At 66.4% G+C, this 22374-nt stretch carries 25 protein-coding genes; 14 read left to right on the forward strand and 11 right to left on the reverse strand.

Going from position 1 to position 22374, the window contains the following annotated elements; genetic code table 11:
• Positions 1-56: 56 nt before the first annotated feature.
• Positions 57-233 (forward strand): hypothetical protein, encoded by a 177-nt coding sequence (locus LWE61_RS00540; RefSeq protein WP_234147809.1) that lies wholly within the window; start codon positions 57-59, stop codon positions 231-233.
• Between the two features lie 129 nt (positions 234-362).
• On the opposite strand, the gene LWE61_RS00545 is transcribed toward LWE61_RS00540, so the two are convergent.
• Positions 363-674, reverse strand: a complete 312-nt coding sequence (locus LWE61_RS00545; protein ID WP_234147810.1) for a hypothetical protein — start codon at positions 672-674, stop codon at positions 363-365.
• Positions 675-826: 152 nt separating this feature from the next.
• Between LWE61_RS00545 and tgt the strand changes: the two genes are divergently transcribed.
• Entirely contained in the window at positions 827-1969 is a 1143-nt protein-coding gene (tgt, locus tag LWE61_RS00550; protein ID WP_234147812.1) for a tRNA guanosine(34) transglycosylase Tgt, read from the forward strand.
• Between the two features lie 89 nt (positions 1970-2058).
• Here the strand turns inward: tgt and LWE61_RS00555 are convergent, their stop codons facing one another.
• Both LWE61_RS00555 and trhO read right to left on the reverse strand, forming a co-directional pair.
• On the reverse strand, positions 2059-2289 hold the full coding sequence (locus LWE61_RS00555; protein ID WP_234147813.1) for a hypothetical protein: 231 nt from the start codon (positions 2287-2289) through the stop codon (positions 2059-2061).
• Positions 2290-2382: 93 nt separating this feature from the next.
• Positions 2383-3234, reverse strand: coding sequence for an oxygen-dependent tRNA uridine(34) hydroxylase TrhO (gene trhO / locus LWE61_RS00560; RefSeq protein WP_234147815.1), 852 nt, complete (start codon positions 3232-3234; stop codon positions 2383-2385).
• Between the two features lie 79 nt (positions 3235-3313).
• On the opposite strand from trhO, the gene pdeM reads away from it, so the two are divergent.
• Both pdeM and LWE61_RS00570 read left to right on the forward strand, forming a co-directional pair.
• Positions 3314-3973, forward strand: coding sequence for a ligase-associated DNA damage response endonuclease PdeM (gene pdeM, locus LWE61_RS00565; RefSeq protein ID WP_234147817.1), 660 nt, complete (start codon positions 3314-3316; stop codon positions 3971-3973).
• Positions 3974-4106: 133 nt separating this feature from the next.
• Positions 4107-6974: a TonB-dependent receptor gene (locus LWE61_RS00570; RefSeq protein ID WP_326490590.1), complete on the forward strand. Its 2868-nt coding sequence runs from the start codon at positions 4107-4109 to the stop codon at positions 6972-6974.
• 6 nt (positions 6975-6980) lie between these two features.
• On the opposite strand, the gene LWE61_RS00575 is transcribed toward LWE61_RS00570, so the two are convergent.
• Positions 6981-7658, reverse strand: a complete 678-nt coding sequence (locus LWE61_RS00575) for a YggS family pyridoxal phosphate-dependent enzyme (RefSeq protein WP_234147820.1) — start codon at positions 7656-7658, stop codon at positions 6981-6983.
• Between the two features lie 21 nt (positions 7659-7679).
• Here LWE61_RS00575 and LWE61_RS00580 point away from each other — a divergent pair, with 21 nt between their 5' ends.
• Both LWE61_RS00580 and LWE61_RS00585 read left to right on the forward strand, forming a co-directional pair.
• On the forward strand, positions 7680-8246 hold the full coding sequence (locus LWE61_RS00580) for a thiamine phosphate synthase (RefSeq protein WP_234147822.1): 567 nt from the start codon (positions 7680-7682) through the stop codon (positions 8244-8246).
• A 17-nt stretch (positions 8247-8263) separates the two neighbouring features.
• Positions 8264-8764, forward strand: a complete 501-nt coding sequence (locus LWE61_RS00585; RefSeq protein ID WP_234147825.1) for a GNAT family N-acetyltransferase — start codon at positions 8264-8266, stop codon at positions 8762-8764.
• A gap of 320 nt (positions 8765-9084) precedes the next feature.
• Here LWE61_RS00585 and LWE61_RS00590 read toward each other — a convergent pair whose 3' ends face one another.
• Positions 9085-9810 carry an opacity family porin gene (locus tag LWE61_RS00590; RefSeq protein WP_234147826.1) on the reverse strand — a complete coding sequence of 242 codons (726 nt, stop codon included), beginning with the start codon at positions 9808-9810 and terminating at the stop codon, positions 9085-9087.
• A 346-nt stretch (positions 9811-10156) separates the two neighbouring features.
• Between LWE61_RS00590 and LWE61_RS00595 the strand changes: the two genes are divergently transcribed.
• The 7 genes from LWE61_RS00595 (at position 10157) to LWE61_RS00625 (ending at position 17783) form a co-directional block, all read left to right on the forward strand.
• Entirely contained in the window at positions 10157-10546 is a 390-nt protein-coding gene (locus tag LWE61_RS00595) for a DUF3576 domain-containing protein (RefSeq protein WP_234148572.1), read from the forward strand.
• A gap of 60 nt (positions 10547-10606) precedes the next feature.
• On the forward strand, positions 10607-13153 hold the full coding sequence (gene leuS / locus LWE61_RS00600) for a leucine--tRNA ligase (RefSeq protein ID WP_234147827.1): 2547 nt from the start codon (positions 10607-10609) through the stop codon (positions 13151-13153).
• Positions 13154-13155: 2 nt separating this feature from the next.
• Positions 13156-13659 (forward strand): LPS assembly lipoprotein LptE, encoded by a 504-nt coding sequence (gene lptE, locus LWE61_RS00605; RefSeq protein WP_234147828.1) that lies wholly within the window; start codon positions 13156-13158, stop codon positions 13657-13659.
• Positions 13656-14678 carry a DNA polymerase III subunit delta gene (holA, locus tag LWE61_RS00610; protein WP_234147831.1) on the forward strand — a complete coding sequence of 341 codons (1023 nt, stop codon included), beginning with the start codon at positions 13656-13658 and terminating at the stop codon, positions 14676-14678. Before lptE ends, holA begins: the two co-directional genes overlap by 4 nt.
• Before the next feature lie 111 nt (positions 14679-14789).
• Entirely contained in the window at positions 14790-15041 is a 252-nt protein-coding gene (locus tag LWE61_RS00615; RefSeq protein WP_234147832.1) for a hypothetical protein, read from the forward strand.
• Between the two features lie 157 nt (positions 15042-15198).
• On the forward strand, positions 15199-15597 hold the full coding sequence (msrB, locus tag LWE61_RS00620; protein WP_234147834.1) for a peptide-methionine (R)-S-oxide reductase MsrB: 399 nt from the start codon (positions 15199-15201) through the stop codon (positions 15595-15597).
• A gap of 164 nt (positions 15598-15761) precedes the next feature.
• Positions 15762-17783 (forward strand): transglycosylase domain-containing protein, encoded by a 2022-nt coding sequence (locus LWE61_RS00625; protein WP_234147837.1) that lies wholly within the window; start codon positions 15762-15764, stop codon positions 17781-17783.
• Between the two features lie 30 nt (positions 17784-17813).
• On the opposite strand, the gene LWE61_RS00630 is transcribed toward LWE61_RS00625, so the two are convergent.
• From LWE61_RS00630 to LWE61_RS00645, 4 genes are all read right to left on the reverse strand, one after another.
• Positions 17814-18134 (reverse strand): DMT family transporter, encoded by a 321-nt coding sequence (locus LWE61_RS00630; protein WP_234147840.1) that lies wholly within the window; start codon positions 18132-18134, stop codon positions 17814-17816.
• Between the two features lie 147 nt (positions 18135-18281).
• Positions 18282-18995 (reverse strand): M48 family metallopeptidase, encoded by a 714-nt coding sequence (locus LWE61_RS00635; protein WP_234147842.1) that lies wholly within the window; start codon positions 18993-18995, stop codon positions 18282-18284.
• Positions 18985-19419, reverse strand: coding sequence for a YcgN family cysteine cluster protein (locus tag LWE61_RS00640; protein WP_234147844.1), 435 nt, complete (start codon positions 19417-19419; stop codon positions 18985-18987). The genes LWE61_RS00635 and LWE61_RS00640 overlap by 11 nt, the downstream gene beginning before the upstream one ends.
• Positions 19407-20066: an SCO family protein gene (locus LWE61_RS00645; protein ID WP_234147846.1), complete on the reverse strand. Its 660-nt coding sequence runs from the start codon at positions 20064-20066 to the stop codon at positions 19407-19409. The genes LWE61_RS00640 and LWE61_RS00645 overlap by 13 nt, the downstream gene beginning before the upstream one ends.
• A gap of 86 nt (positions 20067-20152) precedes the next feature.
• Between LWE61_RS00645 and LWE61_RS00650 the strand changes: the two genes are divergently transcribed.
• On the forward strand, positions 20153-20791 hold the full coding sequence (locus LWE61_RS00650) for an ankyrin repeat domain-containing protein (protein WP_234147848.1): 639 nt from the start codon (positions 20153-20155) through the stop codon (positions 20789-20791).
• A gap of 137 nt (positions 20792-20928) precedes the next feature.
• Here LWE61_RS00650 and LWE61_RS00655 read toward each other — a convergent pair whose 3' ends face one another.
• Together LWE61_RS00655 and LWE61_RS00660 are read right to left on the reverse strand one after the other, a co-directional pair.
• A complete protein-coding gene (locus LWE61_RS00655) occupies positions 20929-21465 on the reverse strand; it encodes an MmcB family DNA repair protein (protein WP_234147850.1) in 537 nt (178 codons plus the stop codon).
• Positions 21466-21532: 67 nt separating this feature from the next.
• Positions 21533-22213, reverse strand: coding sequence for a cell wall hydrolase (locus tag LWE61_RS00660; RefSeq protein WP_234147852.1), 681 nt, complete (start codon positions 22211-22213; stop codon positions 21533-21535).
• Positions 22214-22374: the final 161 nt, after the last annotated feature.

The following is a 22374-nucleotide window of genomic DNA, read 5'->3' on the forward strand; positions in this document are numbered from 1 at the left end:
GGGAGGGGGTGCGCCCTTCAACTCTTTGTTAACCATCTTCGCATTATCGTGACGGCATGAAGATCGCCGTTCCCGACGAGCGTCTGACGCTCACCATCGAACTGGCCGACGGCTCCGTGCTGCCGGTCACGCTGCAATCCGACTCGATCGGTTTCATCGGCCATTATGCGCGCCTGCCCGCCTTCGGCCAGCGCGACACGATGCTGAAATTCCACCTGTTGCCTGCGCGCTAAAGTGTTTCCAAGCAGGTGGAATCACCTGCTGACTCGGGAAACGCGCCAAACCAAAAACTGAGAGCAGCCGGTCCGATGCAATCGGATCGGAAACTGCTCTAAACCGCGCGCCAGCCTGACGGCCCGCGATCAGTCGCGGAGGGCCTTGCCGGTATTTTCCAGCGCGCGACCCGTGGCGTCCTTCGCCTCGTCCGCGCTCTCGCGTGCATCGTTGCTAGCGCGTTCCACGGCCGATTCGGCATGGCTGCCGATCCGGTCGACGGCATCCGACATCTGGTTGGCGACCCGCTCCGTCGCTGCGGCGGCGCGGTCGCCCGCACGCGCGGCGTCGATGGCCACGGCATTGGCCGCGTCCTGCGTCTTTTGCTCTGTCTTATCGCTACAAGCCGAAAAGCCGATGGTGACGAGGAGGAAGCTGGCGACCGTTGCAACTGTGCGCATTGTTATTCCCTGCATGTTGTCCGGCGGCTGGGACGCCGCTCCATGTCGGCCCTAACCCGCAGCGGCGCAGGACGTTCCACCACCGCGCCTTGTCAGGACTCATGTCCCCTGACAGGGTTCACAGGCACCACCCCTCCGCGCTATGGGCGGGCATGTCCGATACAGCACCCCGCTTCTCCTTCTCCGTCCATGCCCGTTCCGGCGCGGCCCGCACCGGCACCATCGCGATGCGCCGGGGCGACATTCGCACGCCCGCCTTCATGCCCGTCGGCACCGCCGCCACCGTCAAGGCGATGCGCCCGCAGGAGGTCCGCGCGACGGGGGCGGACATCATTCTGGGCAACACCTATCATCTGATGCTGCGCCCCGGTGCAGAGCGGGTCGCGCGACTGGGCGGGCTGCACGCATTTTCGCAATGGACGCGCCCGATCCTGACCGACAGCGGCGGCTATCAGGTGATGAGCCTGTCCGCGTTGACCAAGATGAGCGAGCAGGGCGTCGCCTTCGCCAGCCATATCGACGGGTCGCGGCATATGCTGACCCCGGAACGGTCGATGGAAATCCAGCGGCTGCTCGGCTCCGACATCGTCATGGCGTTCGACGAATGTACGAAGAATGGTGCGGACCATGGCGCAGCGGCACGGTCGATGGAGCGGTCGATGCGCTGGGCGCGGCGGTCGCGCGACGGGTTCGATTCGGGCGTGGACCATACGGAGGGAGCCGCCCTGTTCGGCATCCAGCAGGGATCGCTCTTCCCCGACCTGCGCAAGGCATCGTCGGACGCGCTGCTGGACATCGGATTCGACGGCTATGCGGTGGGCGGGCTGGCGGTGGGGGAGGGGCAGGAGGCGATGTTCGCCTGTCTGGACCATTGTGTCGGCCATCTGCCCGACGACCGGCCCCGCTACCTGATGGGCGTGGGCAAGCCGGACGACATCGTCGGCGCGGTGGAACGCGGCATCGACATGTTCGATTGCGTGCTGCCGACCCGGTCGGGGCGCAACGGGCAGGCCTTCACCTGGGACGGGCCGCTCAACATCCGCAACGCGAAACATGCGGAGGACACAGGGCCGATCAGCGCAGACTGCGGCTGTCCCGTGTGCGCGACATGGAGCCGGGCCTATCTCCACCATCTCGTCAAGTCGGGAGAGATGCTGGGCGCGATGCTGATGACGCAGCATAACCTGCATTTCTATCAGGAAATGATGCAAGGCCTGCGCGATGCGATTGCGGAGGACCGTCTGGCGACCTTCGCGGAGGATTTCCGCACCCGCTATTATGCGAAGGGCGGATAGGGTCGCGGGCGAACGCTAACCCCAGAAGAGCGGGAGCGGCCCGACAGGACCACTCCTCTGTTTTAGCGAGACAATGGTCAGCGCGGGGGTCAGCGCGGGCGATCCGGGCGGCCATTGCCCCAGCCATCCCCATTTCCCGGACGGTCGGGGCGACCATCACCGGGGCGGCCGGGGCGATCCGGGCGGCCAGGCCGGTCTGGTCTGTCAGGGCGGTCATAGCCGGGGCGTCCGGGCCGACCGGGGCGATCATCATAGCAGGCGGACAGCGCCGATCCCACGATCAGCAAGGTGGACAGGCCCATGGCCCATTTGCGGTTCATCGATAACCCCTTACCATGCGTTAGGCAGGCCTAACGCCGCCGGAACCGGAATGGATGCAAGGCCCTGAAAATAAAGCCGCAAGGGGCCGCGGATCAGCCCTTGCGGCACACCGCCGAATGGGCGGCCATATCCTCCTCCGCCACCGGCATCCCGCACGGCTTGCACAGGACATGATGACCGGGCGCAAGGCCATGGGTGACGGCGACCCGCTGGTCGAAGACGAAGCAATCGCCGTTCCATCGGCTCTCCGCCTCCTCCACCTGTTCCAGATAGGCAAGGATGCCGCCCTTAAGGTGGTGGACGTTGCCAAACCCCAGCGAGCGGGCGAGCGCGGTGCTTTTTTCGCAGCGGATGCCGCCGGTGCAGAACATGGCGAGGGGCCGCTCGCGCCGCTCCGCCTCGCTCAGGCTATCGGCGAAATCCTTCAGCCATGTGGGAAATTCGGTGAAGCCCTGCGTGTCGGGGTCGATGGCGCCCTCAAAGGTGCCGATGCCATATTCATAGCGATTGCGGGTATCGACCAGCAGGGTGGCGGGGTCCGCGATCAGAGCGTTCCAGTCGGCGGGATCGACATAGGCCCCGCCCGCACCGACGATGTCGAGGTCGGGCACGCCCATGGTCACGATCTCCCGCTTGTGACGGACGCGCAGCCAGCCGAAGGGCATGGCAGGGGCGTCAGCGAACTTGATTTCCGCCTGCGCGTCGCCGGCCAGCACCTCCAGCCGCTCGACCAGCGCGGCGATGGCCTCGGCCGGCCCGGCGACGGTGCCGTTATACCCCTCGTCCGCGAGGATGATCGTGCCCTTGATCCCGCCCGCCTGGCATTGCGCCAGCAATTCGTCGCGCAGCGCCGCAGGGTCGGCCAGCCGCACGAAGCAATAGAAGGCGACGATACGAACTTCGGCGGCGGCGGTGGGGTCGAACGTGTCGGGGCTGTGCGTCATGCCCCGCCCTTTATCGTTCCGGCGCATCGGGTGAAAGGGGCGGGTTGAAAGCGAGGGGGAGCGGGACCATAAGGAGAACATGGCACGGTTGAGCTTTGGCGGGCAGGATTTCATGGCCCTGGGCGAGGGCGCGCTGTTCTGGCCGGGGCGGCGTGCGCTCGTGCTGGCTGACCTGCATCTGGAAAAGGCGAGCTGGTATGCGCGCGGCGGGCAGATGCTGCCGCCCTATGACAGTCTGGCGACGCTCGACCGGCTGGACATGCTGGTCGCCCGCCACGATGCGCGGGAGGTGTGGACGCTGGGCGACAGTTTCCATGACGAGGCCGGGCCGGGCCGCCTGCCGCCTGAGGTCGCCGCGCGGCTGTGTGCGCTGGTGGCGCGGGTCGACTGGACATGGATCACCGGCAATCATGACGAGGATAGCGCCGGGTCGCTGGGCGGCGCGGTGCTGGAGGAAGCGGCGGTGGACGGCATAATGTTGCGCCATCAGGCCGACCCCCATGATGACCGACCGGAACTGTCGGGACATTTTCATCCGAAATGGCGGATTGGCGCACGCGGGCGGTCCGTGTCGCGCCGCTGTTTCGTGCAGGGAGAAAGCCGGATCATCCTGCCTGCCTTTGGCGCGCTGGCGGGCGGGCTGATCGCCCATGCCCCCGTGATCCGGGCGTTGGCGGGACCGGTGGCCTGTGCGCTGGTGCCGGTTCGCGACCGGCTGTTGCGCTTTCCGATCGGCTGAACGGGGCGGCGGCGATCCGGTGCAAAAGACGGTGGCATAAAATATTGCCGCGATTGCCATCCCCGGACCGTCGCGGGTATGGGAGCGGCCAAGGGATCGCACGCTGACCGGACAGGCAGCAACAGGGGACATGATGATGGAGAGGGGCGTTCACCGCACCCGGACCAGCCTGATGGCGCTCGCCATGACGATAGCCACACCGGGCGTCGTCCATGCCGCGCCATCGGGGCAGAGCGCGGCGGCCAGCCCCGAACAGGCCAAATCCGAACAGGGGAGCACCCAGCAGGCAGGCGGTGGTCAGGCGGACATCGTCGTCACCGCGACCCGGCGCGCCCGACCATTGTCGCAGGTGCCCGTCGCAGTCTCCGTCATCGACGCAGAGGCGCTGCGCAACAGCGGGGCCAGCGACATCCGCCAGTTGAACCAGTTGTCGCCGTCGCTGTTGGTCTCCTCCACCGGATCGGAGGCCAATGCCGTCGCGCGGATTCGCGGCATCGGCACGGTGGGGGACAATCCGGGGCTGGAAAGTTCCGTCGCGCTGTTCATCGACGGCGTCTATCGCCCCCGCACCGGCGCGGGCCTGACCGAACTGGGCGCGGTGGAGCGGATCGAGCTGCTGCGCGGTCCGCAGGGCACCCTGTTCGGTCGCAATGCGTCCGCCGGGCTGATCGCCATCGTCACCCGCGCGCCGGAGCTCACCTTCGACGCGAGCGGGGAGGCGGGCTATGGCAATTACAACCAGTGGCGGTTGGCGGGTCGTGTCACCGGGCCGCTGACCGATCGGATCGCGGTGAGCATCGAGACCGTCCATGTCCGGCGCGACGGCCTCATGCGGATGGTGGGGCCGGGCGGCGTCGACCTCGGCGACACCAATGACCGCAACCGCCAGCTGGTGCGCGGGCAGATGCTGATCCGGCCAGACGACCGATTCTCGCTGCGCCTGATCGCGGACTATACCCAGCGTGACGAGCATTGCTGCGCCGCCGCCTATCGCGACACGGGGGAGGAGACGGGCGCGAACCTCTCCACCGCCACGCCCAGCGCCACCAACCGCATCGTCACCTTGCTGAGCAAGGTCGGCGGCGAATTCCCCAATGGCGCCAGCCCCTATGCGCAGGCCCCCTTCGAACGGCGGGCGAGCGTGACGCCGGGCCGCCCCTATGTCTCGCGCGTGCGCGACTGGGGCCTGTCGGCGGAGGCGAACTATAGCGCGGACGAGCGGCTGAAGCTGACCAGCATCACCGGGTGGCGATCCTATAAATCGGCCGATTATGGCGATTATGACTATAGCAGCGCCGACATCCTCTATCGCGATCCCGGCACCTATCGACGCTTCACCAACCTGAGCCAGGAGTTTCGCGCACAGGGCAAGGTGCTGGGCGGCGCGCTCGATTGGCTGGTCGGCGGCTATTACGCGCACGAGGAGCTGGTGCTGCGCGACAATATCCGCTTTGGCGCTGACTATGGCCGGTTCGCGGCCTGCCGCCTGCTGGGCGGAACCGGAACCACGCCGTCCGCCCTTCTGGGGCTGGCGCCCAATTGCGTGACGCCGGTGGGGCTGGCCGGGCTGGGTACGCAACTGGTCAATGGCGGCTTTCCGGCGGGGCTGGTGCCGGTGCTGTCGGGTGGCCTCACCACGCTGGCCGGCATCGGCAGCGGTGGCGGCACCGCAGGCGACACGGACAGCCGCTACCGACAGAAAAGTGACAGTTTCGCGCTGTTCACCCACAATATCATCCGGCTGTCGCCGCGCCTCGACCTGACGCTGGGCCTGCGCCACACCTGGGAAAGCAAGCGGCTGAACGCCACGCTGGCCAATGACAATGCCGCCTGCCTGACGCTTCAGCGGCGCGGGTCGGGCGCGGCCGACGATCTGGTCGACATCGCCACGCTGGCCGATGCCAACGGGCGGGCGCTGTTCGGCAATGCCGCGGCATTGGCGGGCGGGATATTGACGCTGGGTTGTCTGGGCAATGCCAGCCCGGCGATCGACGCGCTGGCGCTACAGGACAGGATGCACAGCGGTGAGTTTTCGGGAACGGCGGCCTTGTCCTGGCGACCCACCGACCGGCTGATGGTCTATGCCAGCTTTGCGCGCGGCTATAAGGCGGGCGGCTATAATCTCGATAGGTTCGAACTGGGTAACCGGGGCGTGGGCGCGGCGGTGTCTCCGGTCAGCTTCTTCACCCCGCGCAGCAATAGCGACGCCGCGTCGTTGGGCTTCAGCCCTGAAACCGCCAACGCCTATGAGCTGGGCGTGAAGCTCAACCACCGCCGGTTCAGCGCCAATATCGCCGCCTTCCGGCAGGAATTCAGCGAGTTTCAGCTAAACAGTTTCAACGGCACCAGCTTCATCGTGCAGAATATCAGTGGCTGTGGCGGTACGCCCACCGCGACCGCCCCCTGCCCAAAGCGCAAACCGGGGCTGGTATCGCAGGGGGTGGAGGCGGAGCTTTCCGTCACGCCGACGCCGACCCTGCTGCTGACCGGCGGCGTCACCTACACCGATGCGCGCTATGCCGAGCGGCTGGCGGGGTCGCCAGACGGATCGGTGCCGCTCGACCCGGCGCTGTTCCTGCTACCCGGCGGGCGGATGAGCAATGCGCCACGCCTGGTCACCACCGCCAGCATCGGCTGGACACCGCCCATCGGCACAGCCGGCCTGTCTGCCTTGCTTTACGTCGATGGACGGCGGACCAGTTCGTACAACACCGGGTCGGACCTGTACCCGGAGAAGATGCAGGATGGCTATCTGCTGATGAACGCGCGGCTGGGCCTGCGCGGCCGGGACCAGCGGTGGGCGGTCGAATTCTGGTGCCAGAACCTGCTCGACACCGACTATCGGCAACTGGACTTCAACAGCCCGTTGCAAGGATCGGGACCGAACAACCAGACGGCGGCGCAACTGGGCCGGGGCGGTACGGTGATGACCAACCAGCTTTATTCCGCTTATCTGGGCGAACCGCGAACCTATGGCCTCACCCTGCGCTGGACGATGTAGGGCGGATCAGCCGCGCGCGCCGAACAGAGCGGTGCCGACCCGCACATGCGTCGCGCCGAGCATGACCGCCGTCTCATAATCCTGCGACATGCCCATGCTGAGCCGGGGCAGACCATGGTCGCGCGCCAGCTTGCCGAGCAGCGCAAAATAAGGCGCGGCCTCCACATCGGCGGGAGGCACGCACATCAGGCCGACCAGCGGCAGTGCGGCGGCGCGCGCCTCCGCCAGCAGGGCAGGCAGGTCGGTGACGGGACATCCGCCCTTTTGCGCCTCATTGCCGATATTGACCTGCACGAAACAATCGGGCCGTCGTCCGCTGCGGTCCATCGCTTTCGCCAGCGCGCCGACCAGCGAGGGCCGGTCGACCGTGTGCAGGACGTCGAAGAGGGCAACCGCCTCCTCCGCCTTGTTCGATTGCAGTTGGCCGACCATGTGGAGAGAAAGGCCGGGATGCGCCTCCTGCAGGGCGGGCCATTTGCCCTCCGCCTCCTGCACCCGATTCTCGCCGAACGCCCTTTGCCCGGCGGCGATCAGGGGCGTGATCGCATCGGCGAGCTGCGTCTTTGAAATGGCGATCAGGGTCACGTCGGCAGGCTGGCGACCCGCGACAAGGGCGGTGCGGTCGAGCGTGTCGCGGACGAGGGTGAGGCGCTCACGCGCCGCGTCGATGGTGGAGACTGTCATGCGCGCTGCTATAGGCAGGTGATGCGACGTCGCCAACGATCATTGCGTGCCCTTGTCACCTCCCTGCCGATCCTCTGGCTGATGACCGACGAGCGGGTGGTGGAGGACCGACTGCTGCGCGCAGTCAGACGGCTGCCGAGGGGGAGCGGGGTCGTCTTTCGCCATTATGGGCTGAACGAACCGGAGCGGCGAGCCTTGTTCGAGCGCGTGCGTGCGGTGGCGGTGCGGCGCGGCCTGATGCTGTTGCTGGCGGGGGATGAGGCGCTGGCGCTAGCCTGGGGTGCCGATGGCAGCCATGGTCGAAGCGAGGGGCGAGCGGGACGGCTGTTTCGCAGCGCGCCGGTGCATGGCCGGGCGGAATTGCGGGTGGCGCAGCGGCAGGGAGCGGATATGATCTTCCTCTCCCCCCTGTTCGCAACACGCTCCCATCCGGGGAGCAAGGTGTTGGGCGTGGCGCGATTCAGCGCGCTGGCGCGGCAGGCGAAGGTTCCGGTGATGGCGCTGGGCGGTGTGGCGCGGCGGCATGGCGCGCTGATCCGGGCGTTGGGCGCGGCGGGCTATGGCGCGATCGATTCGCTGTCGCGATGATGCGGGAATCGGAAAGGATGCAGAAGATGGGTCAGGATGGCTGGCGTGCGATGACGGGCGCGGATGTGGCGACGGTCGCGCAAATTTCCGACACGGTGCATGGCCGCTATACGGAGCGGGCGGATGTCTATGCCGAACGGCTGCACCTCTACCCTGCCGGCTGCTTCCTGTTCGAACGGGACGGGGTGGCGGCGGGCTATCTGATCGCCCACCCCTGGCGACGGGACGGGAGTATCGCCTTGAATGCGACGCTGGGCGCGATCCCGGCGGATGCGGATTGCCTCTATCTGCACGATCTGGCGCTGCTGTCCTCTGCACGGGGGACGGGCGCGGGACGACGGGCGACGGAACGGGTTGTCGAACACGCGCGGGAGGCGGGCTTCGACGAGATCCGGCTGGTGGCGGTCAATGGCGCGGAAAGCTTTTGGAAGGCACAGTCTTTTGTCGCAGCGTCAGGAGATGCCGGCGACAGCTATGGCTCTGAGGCAGTGTATATGCGGCGAAGGGTGGAGAACTGACGCGGAACCGGTCATGATCCACGTGGAACATTTCTCTGCCGATCCGATGCCGGGATCGTGCGGGTTTCAGGCGGGGCAAACCCTCCCCGCTTGGTTATGATTGTGGCGATTTCGGCTGTAGCGCACAGGCTTCAAACAAGATTGAAGTGTTGCCTGGAGGCTCATCCGTTTCTGGGAAGGGGCATTGTCAGGATGCTGGGCGTCTCATCCCCCACTTCGCCGCAGAGGATGAAAGGCGAATAAGGAACAAACCCCTTCATCCGCCCGATCATGTCGAAAATCCCCAGAATGACGCGGCGTCGCCCCGTCAAACTATCCAATCAGAATTTGAAGGTCGTGCCCAGATAGACGGCCTGGCTGTCCTGCGCCTCATCGGTCAGGGTGCCGAGGCGGTTCTGGCGGCCGCGATACCGCACGCCGGCCGTCACATCGAGGTTGCGGGTCAGCTTGTAGCTGCTGCCCAGATCGACGGCATAACCCTTCTCACCCGCCAGCGTCAGGGGTGCCGCGCCGGTCGCGGTCAGGCTTTCCAGCTCGATGTTGGTGGAGAGACGCTTGCGCTCCTCCAGCTTGAAACCGTGCGGCGGCGTCAGCGCCGATGCGGCGACCAGCGGCACGGCATCGCCGCGCAGGCCGGAAATCTCGGTCGCGAAGCGGCTGAGGCCACGCGCGCTGCCGAGGTTATAGGCGACAGGGCCAAGACCGATGGTGCTGGGCGTGGAGGACCGCGCGCCATTGATGACGCTGAGGTCAGGCGCGCGCACGACAACGGTGATGGAACGGCGACCGCTCATCGAACCGACGCTGGGCGTGAAGCGGAAGCCCTGACTGCGGGCCGTGGTGACGGCGGCGGCATAGCGACGGGCAAGCCGTGCGTCGGAGGTGACGGGCGTGAAGGAGCCGATGCTGCCCAGCGCATCCAGCGACACGGTGGCGGAGCGTCCGGTCAGAACCGACTCGACCCGGCCGACTGCGGGCGACAGCGCAAGCGAACAGCCCGCGAAAATCGCGGCCCCCGCTGCAAATCGACCCCAATTGCCGTGCACTGTCAGTCCCCCTTACGATAATGAGTCGCATGATTGCGTCTATTTCAAACACTCAATAGCACCGCAGGTGACTGACTCGCCAGAGCCGCCCATTGTTTTTATGGGATTGTTGCCCAAAACCCACACATTGCGGGCGTCCATCGAACCGCCATGCCACCCTTACGCCGGCGGTACTGCATCGTCCGGCGCACCGACCTGCGGATAGGCTTGTGCCGCTGGCGGGCTTCCCTATACAAGCGGCACAATGTCTATCCCATCAGGATCGCCGCCGACCATGCAAGCCCCCATTTTCTGCACCCTGAAGTCCTCCGGCAAGACCCTGGCCATATTGGGCGTGGCGACCGCCATGCTGAGCCTGGCGGCGTGCGGGGGCAAGAAGGAACGGCCCAAGGCCGATCTGGCCGCGTCCAACGTCACCACCATCGGCGTGAACGCCTATCTGTGGCGCGCGACGCTGGATACGCTGGGCTTTGCCCCGCTGCTCCAGACGGACAGCAGCGGCGGCGTGATCGTGACCGACTGGTATGTCAATCCAAACGCACCGGCGGAACGGATCAAGCTGACCGTGTCGATCCTCGACAAGGATCTGCGCGCCGATGCGCTGAAGGTCGCGGCCAGCCGCCAAACCTTGCAAGGCGGCCAGTGGATCGAGGCACCAGTGCAGGCCGCCACGACGCAGAAGATCGAGGAAATCATCCTCACCCGCGCCCGCGACCTGCGTCAGCGCGCTCTCTAACATCAGCATAGACCATCGCCCGGATCGGGGCGCCCGGAACAGACGACAGGTGGAGTGACGATGACGGACAGGCGGTTCAACCCGGCAGCGGTGGACGCCCGGTGGCAGCGGCGTTGGGACGAGGCGCAAAGTTTCCGCGCCGACGGCAACAGCGACAAGCCGCGCGCCTATGTGCTGGAGATGTTCCCTTATCCGTCCGGGCGCATCCACATCGGCCATGTTCGCAATTATTCGATGGGCGACGTACTGGCCCGCTACAAGCGGATGACCGGCCATGACGTGCTCCACCCGATGGGCTGGGACGCCTTCGGCATGCCCGCCGAAAATGCTGCGATGGAGAAGAAAGTCCATCCCGGATCGTGGACGCGCGAGAATATCGCCTCCATGCGCGCGCAGTTGAAGAAGCTGGGCTTCGCGCTGGACTGGAGCCGCGAACTGGCGACCTGTGAGCCGGACTATTACGGCCATGAACAGGCGCTCTTCCTCGACCTGCTCGACGGCGGGCTGGTCTATCGCAAGGAAAGCGCGGTCAACTGGGATCCTGTCGACATGACCGTGCTGGCCAATGAGCAGGTGATCGACGGCAAGGGCTGGCGGTCCGGCGCGACGGTCGAGAAGAAGAAGCTCAGCCAGTGGTTCCTGAAGATCACCGACTTTGCGGACGAACTGCTCGACGGCCTCGGCACGCTGGACCAGTGGCCGGAGAAGGTTCGCCTGATGCAGGAGAACTGGATCGGCAAGAGCGTGGGCATGCAGTTCGCCTTCACGCTGGATACGCCGGTCGGCGACATTGCGGATTTCGAGGTGTTCACCACCCGGCCGGACACGCTGTTCGGCGCCAGCTTCGTGGGCATTGCGGCGGATCATCCGCTGGCGCTGAAACTGGCCGAGACGGATGCGGCGCTGGCGGCGTTCGCGGATGAGTGCCGCCAGACCGGCACCGCCGCCGCCGAAGTGGAGACGCAGGAAAAGCGCGGCTATGACACCGGCCTGACCGTCGCGCACCCGCTAGACCCGACATGGAAACTGCCGGTGTTCGTCGCCAATTTCGTGCTGATGGACTATGGCACCGGCGCGATCTTCGCCTGTCCGGCGCATGACCAGCGCGACCTCGACTTTGCGCGCAAATATGCGCTGCCTGTGACGCGCGTCGTGGCGCCGGAGGGTGAGGCGGACACGCCGATCCAGAACGAGGCCTATAGCGGGCCGGGCAAGCTGGTGAACTCGCGCTTCCTCGACGGGCTGGAGATTGACGCGGCCAAGGCCGCCATCATCGCCCGCGCCGAGGCGGAAGGATGGGGCAAGGGCCAGACGGTGTGGCGCCTGCGCGACTGGGGCGTCAGCCGCCAGCGATACTGGGGCACGCCTATCCCGATCATCCATTGCGACGCCTGCGGCCCCGTCGGCGTGCCGCGCGATCAACTGCCCGTCGTGCTGCCGGAAGACGAGCATGTGACGTTCGACGTGCCGGGCAATCCGCTGGATCGCCACCCGACATGGAAGCATGTGAACTGCCCATCGTGCAACGCCCCGGCGCGGCGCGAGACGGATACACTTGACACCTTCGTGGATTCGAGCTGGTATTTCATCCGCTTCGCCAGCCAGCCCAAGGACCAGCCGTTCGATCGGGCGGAGGCCGAGAAATGGTTGCCCGTCGGCCAGTATATCGGCGGCGTGGAACATGCGATCCTGCATCTCCTCTACGCGCGATTCTGGACGCGGGCATTGGCGCGGATCGGCAAGATCGGCGTGACCGAACCCTTCACCGGCCTGTTCACCCAGGGTATGGTGACCCACGAAACCTATGAGCGGCCACAGGGCGAGGGCTTGCCTAACCTCTATTTCAGCCCGGCGGAAATCGACCGGACAGCGGACGGCGCGACCCTGTTGACCGATGGCGCGCCCGTAACCGTGGGCCGGGTCATCAAAATGTCCAAGTCGAAGAAGAATGTCGTCGACCCGGACGAGATCATCGAACGCTATGGCGCGGACGCGGTGCGCTGGTTCATGCTGTCCGACAGCCCGCCGGAGCGCGATCTGCCCTGGACCGACAGCGGCATCGAGGGATCCTGGCGCTTCATCGGTCGCCTGTGGCGGCTGTTCGGCGAGGCGAACAATGGCGGTGACGGCGGCGAGGACAAGAGCCTGACGCGCAAACTGCATCAGACGGTCGCAGGCGTGGCGAAGGACATCGAGGGACTGGGCTTCAACAAAGCGGTCGCCAAGATCTACGAACTGACCAACGCGGTGGAGAAGGCCAAGCCCTCCGCCGCCCGGACCGAGGCGATCCGCGGGCTGGCGCTGCTGGTCGCGCCAATGACGCCGCATCTGGCCGAAGAGGCGTGGAGCGAGTTTGGTGAAACCGGCATGATCGCGGAGGCCGCATGGCCCACCGTGGACGAGGCGCTACTCGTCGATGACGAAGTGACGGTGGCAGTGCAGGTGCAGGGCAAGCTGCGCGACACCATCGTCGTGGCGCGTGGCACGGACAAGGCGACGCTGGAGGCGCTGGCGCTGGCGGCGCCCAATGTCGCCCGCACGCTGGAAGGCGTGACGCCCAAGAAGGTGATCGTGGTGCCTGACCGCCTCGTCAACGTGGTGGTCTGACCATGGGCGCCCGACTCCTCCTCGCCATCGGCCTGATCGCCTCGCTCGGCGGATGCGGGCTGAAACCGCTGTATCAGGGCGGCGCTTCCGGCGTGGCGGCGCAGCGGCTGGCGGGTGTGGAAATCGCCCCCATCCCCGGCAAGGCGGGCTGGCTGGTGCGCAACGCACTGGCCGAACGGCTGGACGCGACCGCCGGGGGCGCGCCGAAATATCGGCTGACCGTCGAACTGGACGACCGGATCGAGGGGCTGGGCGTGCGTGCCAACGATAATATGACGCGCGAGCGGCGGACGGTGCGCGCGCGCTTCCAGTTGCGGGAGATCGCCGCCGATCCGAAGGCCGCGCCGCTGCTGGACGAGACCACCAGCTCCAACGTCGGGCTGGACGTGACCAGCAGCGAATATGCGACGGTCGCGGCGGAGGATACCGCGCTGGAACGGCTGGCCGGCATCATCGCCGACCGCATCATCGGGCGCGTCGCCATCGACGCCACGCGGGGCCAGTGAACGCAGACAAGTCGGCGATCCAGCGCGCGCTGGACGCGCCATCGGACAGCGTGCGGCTCTTCCTCCTCCATGGTCCCGACGATTCGGGCAGCGAGGCGCTGGCTGCGCGGCTGGGCAAGGCAATGGGACCGGCGGCGGACCGCACCGACTTTACCGGCGACCAGTTGGGCAAAGACCCCGCCGCCCTCTCCGATGCCGCCGCGTCGATCAGCCTGTTCGGCGACAAAAGCTGGGTGCGCGTCTCCTCCGTGGGCGAGGAATCGCTGGCGGCGGTCGAGGCGCTACTGGAGGCGCCGGGCGCGGGCAATCCGGTGGTGATGATCGCGGGCGCACTGCGCAAGACATCCAAGCTGCTGACCCGTTGCCTGGGCGACAAGGCGGTGCTGTGCTTCGCCAGCTATCCCCCCAGCGAGCGGGACGCGGCGGAGATCGCCATCACCATCGCGCGGGAGCGGGGCCTGCGCATCGACCAGGCGCTGGCCCGGCGCATCGTGGAGCTGACCGGCGGCGACCGGGCGTTGATGGCAGGCGAGATCGAAAAGCTGGCCCTTTATCATGATGCCGAACCGGACCGCCCGGCGGAGGCGACGCAGGAGGCGCTGAGCGCGCTGTCATCCGAGGTGGCGGATCAGGACGCCCCCGCGCTGGCCAGCATGGCGATGGCGGGCGATGTGAAGGGGCTGGTGCATGAGATGGCCCGGTTCCGCTCGCTGGGCGGGTCGCTGTCGGGCGTCCTGCGTATCGCGCTGGGCAAGGCGATGAACGTGGCGGAGGTGCGCGCCGCCATCGACGCGGGCACGCCGCAAAATGCCGCGCTGCGCGTCAATGGACGGCCTTTGTTCAAGCGGGAGGCGGACGAAATGATCCGGCTGCTGCGCTGCTGGCCGGGCGAGACGATCGGCCGGGGCGTGGTGCGGCTGGCCGCCGCCGAACGGGTCAGCCGGGGCGGGGCGGTCAGCGAGACGGTGATCGCGCAGGAACTGCTGACCGTTGCACGGCAGGCCGCGCGGGGACGATAGCGGGTCCGGCGACCTGTTCGGCGGCGGGCGTGCAAAAGCTTGCCGAACCCAGTGAAACTTGTTCAACGATGGGACGTTCCCCCTCTCAGACGAAATGTGAGGGAGGCGTTTATGCTGACTGACAATCGCATCGGATTTTCGTGGCGCAGGACGGGCTATGCCATTTCCTACCAGCGCGGCGAAACCAACCACTGCCCCGGTTGCGGGCGGCATAACTGGATCGTGGGGCGGCTGATGGCCGAATGTGCCTTTTGCGGCACCGCGTTGATGCTGATGCACGTCCATGGCTATGGCGCGACGCAGCGGATCTGCCAGCATGGCCCGGTCGAGGATATACCGGCCGACATGCGGGCGGTTGCCTGAACCGGAGCAGGTGACGATATCATGACAGGGGGATGGGCGGGGGAGCCTGCCCATTCGCTCTTGCACGCTCCCATTGCTCCCGCTGATGCTGCTGCCCATTGCCGCCATCACGCAGCAGCCCATTGCAGCGATCCGTCAGCGAGGCCATATTCATCCCATGAGCGACACATCCAAGAGCGACGCCGACTGGCGCGAAACCCTGACCCCCGCGCAATATCATGTCCTGCGCGAGGCCGGGACGGAGCCTGCCTTCACCGGCGAGTATAACGCCAACAAGGCGGCGGGCCTGTACCATTGCGCGGGTTGCGGCGCGCCGCTGTTCACCTCCGACACCAAATATGACAGCGGGTCGGGCTGGCCCAGCTTCTACGCGCCGGTGGAGGATGAGGCGGTGACCGAAATCCGCGACCAGAGCCATGGCATGGTGCGGACCGAAGTGCGCTGCGCCCGGTGCGAGGGGCATCTGGGCCATGTCTTTCCCGATGGCCCCAATCCCACAGGCCTGCGCTATTGCATGAACAGCGCTGCGCTGGATTTCGAACCAAAGGAGGATTGAGGCGGACGGGCGGGCGCTGTCCCCCGGCTAACCGTCCGAATTATCACGTCATGGCCTAGCGTCCGCAATTCAGGCCCTGTAAAGCCGCCCCTGCGCAAAGCCATGCCGCGCTTTGGCGCATGTCGGGGCGATAAGCGCCTGCTGGACGGAAAGGGTCTTACCGCTTGAACCGGGTTCGTAAGGGAGCGGTACTGCTGCTCAAGGTCGGTCTGGGCGTGGCCGCCGCCGGGCTGATCGCCCTCGTCGTCGCGGTGATCGTGGCGATGCAGTCTCTCCCCAGCTTTGAATCGCTCAAAAGCTCGCCCAATGGCCAGATGATCCGCGTCCATGCGACGGATGGCACGGTGCTGCTGTCGCTCGGCCCCAGCTATGGCCGCTGGGTCGCCTATGACCAGATTCCACAGGTGATGGTCGATGCGATGGTCTCGACCGAGGACAAGCGTTATTATTACCATCCCGGCGTCGACCCGGTCGGCATGGTGCGCGCCGCTTGGCTGGTGGTCGCCAACCGGGGCAGCGGCCGCCGCTGGCAGGGCGCTTCCACCATCACGCAGCAGACCGCGCGTAACATTTTCCTGAACAATAATTATTCGTTCGGGCGCAAGCTGCGTGAGATGATCCTGGCGCTGTCGCTGGAACGCAAATTCACCAAGCGGCAGATCCTCGAACTCTATCTGAACAAGGTGTATTTTGGCGGCGGCGCCTATGGCATCGACGCGGCGAGCCGGAAATTCTTCGGCCATCCGGCGACCACCCTGAATCTGGGCGAGGCGGCGATTGTGGCGGGTCTGGTCAAGGCGCCGTCCAGCTATTCCCCCACCGCCGACGCGGAAGCGGCCGTGGGCCGGGGCGGCGTCGTGCTGGACCTGATGCGGGAAAATGGAGTCATCTCCAGCGCGGAGCGGGCGAGCGCCAACCTGTCCGAGGTCCGCATGACGCCGGACAAGCCGCAGGACAGCGTGCGCTATTTCACCGACTGGGTGATGCCGCAGCTCGACACGCTGATCGAGGAGCGGGAGCAGCCGCTCGACGTCTACACCACCATCGACCTCAAGATGCAGCGGGCGGCGACGGCGGCCCTGCGCGACAATGCGGCGGGCGGCTTGCAGGGCGCTCTGGTCGCGCTGGACCGCGACGGCGCGGTGCGGGCGATGGTCGGCGGGCTGGACTATATCAGTTCCAACTATAATCGCGCGACCACGGCGGAACGACAGCCGGGATCGGCGTTCAAGCTGTTCGTCTATCTCGCGGCGCTGGAGGCCAGCTATACCCCCGACACCGCCGTCAACGACGGGCCGGTGACGATAAACGGCTGGTCTCCACGCAACAGCAACGGCCGCTTTTCAGGCGACATCGACGTGCGGACCGCCTTTGCCTATTCGATCAACACGGTCGCGGCCAAGCTGGGTATGCAGGTCGGCTTTCCGACCATCGCCGACATGGCGCGCCGCTTTGGCGTCACCACGCCGATCAACACCCATCCGTCCATGGTGCTGGGGTCGTCGGAGGCGCGTCTGATCGACATGACCCGCGCCTTTGCCAGCGTCGCGCGCAAGGGGATTGCGGTCACGCCCTATGGCATCACCCGCATCACCACAGCGGACGGGGAGGAACTCTACGCCCATCAGGACGATACCAGCCGTGTGCTGGTCGCGCCTTGGGTCGCGGCGGGCATGACCGACCTGCTCCAGACCGCGGTGAACACCGGCACCGGCAAAAATGCCCAGATCGGTCGCCCCGTCGCGGGCAAGACCGGCACGACCAGCGCCAACAAGGATGGCTGGTTCCTCGGCTTTTCCAGCGGCATCACCACCGGCGTGTGGATGGGGCGCGACGACAGCAAGGCGGTCGGCGGCCTTCAGGGTGGCCGCGCGCCGGCACGCGCCTTTGCCGAGTTCATGAAGGTGGCCGTCGCGGACCGCCCGGTTGAGAATTTCGAGACAGACCTGACCCTGCCCGAATGGCAACTGGAGCCGGATGACGAAGCCTATGGCAAGCCCGATGCCGACATGCAGGTGGACGCCGACGGCAATCCCGTCGCCACCACCGACACCGATCCCGAACCGGGTGAGGAGGGCGACTATCCCGGCGGGCGCAGCGGTGCAGGGGGCGGGACCGATGCAGAGCCGGAAACCACCCAGAAGATCGACCAGAAATGGATCGATTCCGTGCTGGGCCGACGGTAGGATCAGGAGAGCCGGTTCAGGGCAGGCGGTTCAGGACGGGGTGGCGAGCTTCATGAGGACAAGGCCCCCCAGGATCAGCAGCGCCGCCGCGATGCGGAGCGCATTGGCCTGCTCGCCCAGCATCAGCACGCCAACCAGGAAAGCGCCGAGCGCGCCGATGCCGGTCCAGATCATATAGGCGGTGCCGAGCGGCAGGCTGCGCATCGCCGTCGCCAGCAGGCCGAAGCTGGCCACCATGGCGACAAGGGTCACGAGCGAAGGGGCAAGGCGGGTGAAGCCCTCCGACTGCTTCATCGCGGCGGCCCACACCACCTCCAGCACGCCGGCAATCGTCAACAGCAACCAGGCCATATGGCTCTCCCTCATGAAAGAGCCGGGCCGTCCCGGACTTATAACCCCGACTGACGGGGCGAGGACGTGGCCTCAAGAAGAAATATAGGGCAAGGTTCGGGAGATTTCCAACATATCGGCGTACCCGTCACCGCCTACCCGGCCTCCTTACACCCCAACCCGGTGCAGCGCCGCGCCATGCGCCTTGAGCCAGGCGCGCGCCGCCGCCGTGTCGCTGGGGCAGATGCTGCGGTGAAAGGCGTGGAAGGCGGGGCTGTGGTCGAGATGGCGCAGGTGCGCGACCTCATGCGCGACGGTGGAGATGCGGACCTCCGGCGGGGCGAGGATGAGGCGCCAGCTATAGCGGATCGCACCGCTGGCCGTGCAACTGCCCCAACGGCTGGCGGGATCACCGATTCCCACCGACACCACCGACAGGCCATGGCGGGCGGTCAGGGCCAGCGTCTCCGCCGTCAGCACCTCCTTCGCGCGCAGGCGCAACCAGCGCAGAACGCGCTCCCCCAGATGGTCGGCAGGACCGCCGACCAGCAGTTCGTCCCCCTCCTGCCGGATGCGACGCGGCCAGTCGGCCTGCCAGCGGATCGTGGTTGGCCGCCCCTCCAGCAGGAATTGCCCGCCATCGCACAGGGTCGCGCCCTGTTGCTCCATCCGGCCAAGCTGTTCGGCGATCCACGCGCCCTGCTCGCGCGCCCAGGCCAGCGCCTTTCGTTCAGAGCCACGCGCAGGCATAGTCAGCCGCGCCGCACCCGTGCGGTCAAGGCGCAGCTTGTATCCGCGCGCTTTCTCATGACGGCGAACCAGGATCGGCACCACTCGGCCGTCCACATCGATGGTCGCGGGATCGCTGCCCTTAAAGAACACGGTCGATGATATGGTTTTCAAGGTCGCCCGCGACGACCTCCGACACGGTCCAACCGCGCACCGAATGGCCCTGCCAGTGCACCGCCTCCCGGTCGCCGCAAACCAGATAATGCCAGTCACGCAGCGGCTCCCCTTCCGCGCGCAGGCGATAGGCGCAGCTTTCCGGCAACCAGCTGATATGGCCGATATTGGCGCGGGTCAGGCGCAGGCAATCGGGCACCATCGCCCGGCGATTGCGATAATCGGAACATTGCGCCGTGGCGCGGTCCAGCAGGCGGCAGGCGACATTGGTGGGGTAGATGTCGCCGGTGTCGGCATCCTCGACCTTGTGTAGGCAGCATTTGCCGCAGCCGTCGCACAAAGCCTCCCACTGGGCGCGGTCCAGCGTCGCCAGCGGCTGCTCCCAGAAATTCACTTGACCCATTGATTCAGGAAGGCGGCAACCGCATCGGGCGATCCCTCGTCCGCGTCGGTGCCCGGCTCGTCCACCGGCACCAGTGCGATGGGGTCACCGTCGGGACCAAAGAAATAGGGGGTGCGGGTATGGCTGACCAGATAGTCCTTCGCCTTCGCGTCGCCCTCTATGCCGGAGACGACGGCAAAGCTCTTCTTTACCGCCTCGATCTGCTCCGCCGTGCCGGTCAGGCCGATCAGGCGGGGATGGAAGGCCGCGACCCATGGCTTGATGAGGGCGGGCGTGTCCCGACCCGGATCGACGCTGATGAAGACAGGCTGCACCTTTGCCGAGCGCGCTCCGTCCTGCTTCTCGAACCGGCGCAGGCCACCGATGATCTTTTGCAGGTCGACCGGGCACACGTCCGGGCAATAGGTGTAGCCGAAATAGACGAGGCGATATTTGCCCTTGTAATCGCTCCAGTGGGCGGGCTTGCCGTCCTGGTCGGTCAGGGTGAAATCGCCGCCGATGCGGGCGCCCGCCAGCGGTCCTTCCCCGGCGTTGGCCGCATTGTCGGCCCCCGCGCCCGGCCCGCAGGCGGACAGGGTGGGCAGCGAAAGGGTGAGCGCGATGCTGAGCACCGCCTGGCAGGCTTTGTTCATGGCACGGCCAGCCATGCACTGCTAAGGCGATTTTGGCAATTGCGGGCACGGGGCGCGCCGCGATAGGACGCGACGGAAAGACGCAGAACATGGGGCATGTCATGACGCAGAACGGGGTATCCGGCAGCAAGGGCAAGAATAAGGCGGTCGCAATCGCGCTCGCCTGCGCGCTGGCGCTGGGCCTGCCGGGCGCGGGGTCGGCGCAGATGATGTCCGACAGCTATAAATTCCTGGAGGCTATCCGCAAATCCGATGGCGACAAGGTGACGAGCTTTGTCGAGGCGCCGGGCACGACATTGGTCAACACGCGCGACCGCACGACGGGCGAGACCGCGCTACTCATCACCGTGGCGCGCCGCGACCTCACCTATATGCGCTATCTGCTGGGCCATGGCGCCCGGCCGGACCTGGCCGCCAATGATGGCCGAACCCCGTTGATGCTGGCCGTCGAAAAGCGGTTCCCGGAAGGGGTGGAGGTGTTGCTGGCCAACGCCGCCAATGTGAATCAGGCCAACAGCCGGGGAGAGACAGCGGTCATCCGCGCCGTGCAGATGCAGGATGTCAGCATGGTCCGCCTGCTGGTCGCCAATGGCGCGGACCCCAAGAAGCGCGACAGCATGACCGGCATGTCCGCCCGCGACTATGCCGAGCGGGACGCCCGCATCCCCGGCATGATCGAGGCGCTGGACGCCGCCAAGCCGGTCGTCCCTGCAAAAGCGGTGCAGGGACCGAGTTTCTGACAACATAGTTGGGGGATTAGAGGGTTTCGCCTCTCTGCCCCGACTCCGTTCACTCCGGTTCAAGCGAGGTCGGTGACGGCTTGAATCTCGAAGGACTTCCCTGTCCTTCGACAGGCTCAGGACGAACGGGAGTCTGTCTATCCACTCCCTAACACCCCAACACTGAACCCTGGATCGACCATCCCGCTGACCCGGCGTGCGGAGCGGCGAGCGAAGCGCAGGGTTTCCGCCTTGCGCCGGGCGGCGGCGAGCGGTTCGGTGGGGGCTGGGCGGATGATCTCCGCATCATAGGCGTCAGCGACGATCAGGCCGGTCCGCTCCGGCCAGAGCGCGGGCAGATCGAGCAGGTGCAGGTCGAATCCCGCCGGTACCCCCCAATAATAGCGGTCGCAATAGTCGAAATAATCCTGCCACTTGCCGTCACCGAGCAGGTCGGCACGGCTGCATTTGATCTCGACCGCGATCAACTGACCGCGCGCGTCGATCGCCATGATGTCGAGGCGGCGACCGTTGGGCAGCGGCACTTCGGTCATGCCGAAAATATCATGGCGGGCAAAGAGGCGCAGGATTCCCCGCGCGACACTGGCCGCCCGCGCCCGGCCTTCGGGCGTGGCATCGTCGCAGGAAGGCGGGGCCGCGCAGGTGGAATCACTTTCGGGTGCAGAGCGGATCATGCACCCGAAATAGAACATTATAAGAACAAATGAAAGGGGTCAGCGACCGCCGGGCCGCTGCCGCCGATCACCGATAGAAGATATGATTGTCGATCTGAGCCAGACGCTGGCGTGCCCAACCCGGCGAAACGCGGCGAGCGTGGAAGAAGAGCGCGCCTTCGGCCGCGCTTTTCCAGCTATCGGCCATGGCGACGCGCGCGATGGCGACCGAATCATGCCAGAGCGTGCCGAGGCTGGAGACAGCCGGGATGCGGCCACCACGCACGAAGCTGAACTGGCCGGGCTGCGTCACGACGCCGCACAGGCTGCGCGGGAACCGACCGGACTCCGAACGGTTGATGACGACACGGGCAACGGCGAGCTTGCCGGACAGGCTCTCGCTCCGCGCTTCGTAAAAGATGGCGGACGCAAGACACTGCATCTCGGAATCGAGGTTGCCGACATTGTCGTCATGACGGTCGACGAGAACCGCAAGGCTGGTCGCGGGCGCTTCAGGCTCGGCGGGTGCAGCGTTGGGCTGGGGAAGGGGGGTGCCGATCGACAAGGCCGAATCGGTTGTGACGGCCACCGCGTCGAGGCGGGGCGTCTGCGACAGGTTCGGCGTACCGGGCACCATGTCGGAAAGGGTCAGAGTGGTTCCACCGACAACCGGAACAGGACCGGCGGCGTAGGAAACGGAGGCGACCGTGAGGGTGGTCGCGCCAACAAACAGGGCTGCCGATACGGCGGCCGGAAGAGTAAAACGCATTATTTTTCAAACATGTGCGGTTGGTCGATCGTGCCGCGCGTCGCTCTATGCGATCTTCTATACGGTCGAACGCCCCCCGTCTGCGTGTTGGCCCCCAGCCCCTATGGCATGGTCTGCTACGTGCGCGTCGGTTGGCCGCCCATGGCCTCTGCGCACTTAAT

Source organism: Sphingobium sufflavum, from assembly GCF_021403115.1.
In the GTDB taxonomy this organism is placed as follows: Bacteria; Pseudomonadota; Alphaproteobacteria; order Sphingomonadales; family Sphingomonadaceae; genus Sphingobium; species Sphingobium sufflavum.

Bases quoted from the DNA above. Each gene is read 5' to 3' on its own strand.
- LWE61_RS00540 (WP_234147809.1), top strand. From the start codon at position 57: ATGAAGATCGCCGTTCCCGACGAGCGTCTGACGCTCACCATCGAACTG.
- LWE61_RS00545 (WP_234147810.1), bottom strand. From the start codon at position 674: ATGCGCACAGTTGCAACGGTCGCCAGCTTCCTCCTCGTCACCATCGGC.
- tgt (WP_234147812.1), top strand. From the start codon at position 827: ATGTCCGATACAGCACCCCGCTTCTCCTTCTCCGTCCATGCCCGTTCC.
- LWE61_RS00555 (WP_234147813.1), bottom strand. From the start codon at position 2,289: ATGAACCGCAAATGGGCCATGGGCCTGTCCACCTTGCTGATCGTGGGA.
- trhO (WP_234147815.1), bottom strand. From the start codon at position 3,234: ATGACGCACAGCCCCGACACGTTCGACCCCACCGCCGCCGCCGAAGTT.
- pdeM (WP_234147817.1), top strand. From the start codon at position 3,314: ATGGCACGGTTGAGCTTTGGCGGGCAGGATTTCATGGCCCTGGGCGAG.
- LWE61_RS00570 (WP_326490590.1), top strand. From the start codon at position 4,107: ATGATGGAGAGGGGCGTTCACCGCACCCGGACCAGCCTGATGGCGCTC.
- LWE61_RS00575 (WP_234147820.1), bottom strand. From the start codon at position 7,658: ATGACAGTCTCCACCATCGACGCGGCGCGTGAGCGCCTCACCCTCGTC.
- LWE61_RS00580 (WP_234147822.1), top strand. From the start codon at position 7,680: ATGCGACGTCGCCAACGATCATTGCGTGCCCTTGTCACCTCCCTGCCG.
- LWE61_RS00585 (WP_234147825.1), top strand. From the start codon at position 8,264: ATGCAGAAGATGGGTCAGGATGGCTGGCGTGCGATGACGGGCGCGGAT.
- LWE61_RS00595 (WP_234148572.1), top strand. From the start codon at position 10,157: ATGCTGAGCCTGGCGGCGTGCGGGGGCAAGAAGGAACGGCCCAAGGCC.
- leuS (WP_234147827.1), top strand. From the start codon at position 10,607: ATGACGGACAGGCGGTTCAACCCGGCAGCGGTGGACGCCCGGTGGCAG.
- lptE (WP_234147828.1), top strand. From the start codon at position 13,156: ATGGGCGCCCGACTCCTCCTCGCCATCGGCCTGATCGCCTCGCTCGGC.
- LWE61_RS00615 (WP_234147832.1), top strand. From the start codon at position 14,790: ATGCTGACTGACAATCGCATCGGATTTTCGTGGCGCAGGACGGGCTAT.
- msrB (WP_234147834.1), top strand. From the start codon at position 15,199: ATGAGCGACACATCCAAGAGCGACGCCGACTGGCGCGAAACCCTGACC.
- LWE61_RS00630 (WP_234147840.1), bottom strand. From the start codon at position 18,134: ATGGCCTGGTTGCTGTTGACGATTGCCGGCGTGCTGGAGGTGGTGTGG.
- LWE61_RS00640 (WP_234147844.1), bottom strand. From the start codon at position 19,419: ATGGGTCAAGTGAATTTCTGGGAGCAGCCGCTGGCGACGCTGGACCGC.
- LWE61_RS00645 (WP_234147846.1), bottom strand. From the start codon at position 20,066: ATGGCTGGCCGTGCCATGAACAAAGCCTGCCAGGCGGTGCTCAGCATC.
- LWE61_RS00650 (WP_234147848.1), top strand. From the start codon at position 20,153: ATGACGCAGAACGGGGTATCCGGCAGCAAGGGCAAGAATAAGGCGGTC.
- LWE61_RS00655 (WP_234147850.1), bottom strand. From the start codon at position 21,465: ATGATCCGCTCTGCACCCGAAAGTGATTCCACCTGCGCGGCCCCGCCT.
- LWE61_RS00660 (WP_234147852.1), bottom strand. From the start codon at position 22,213: ATGCGTTTTACTCTTCCGGCCGCCGTATCGGCAGCCCTGTTTGTTGGC.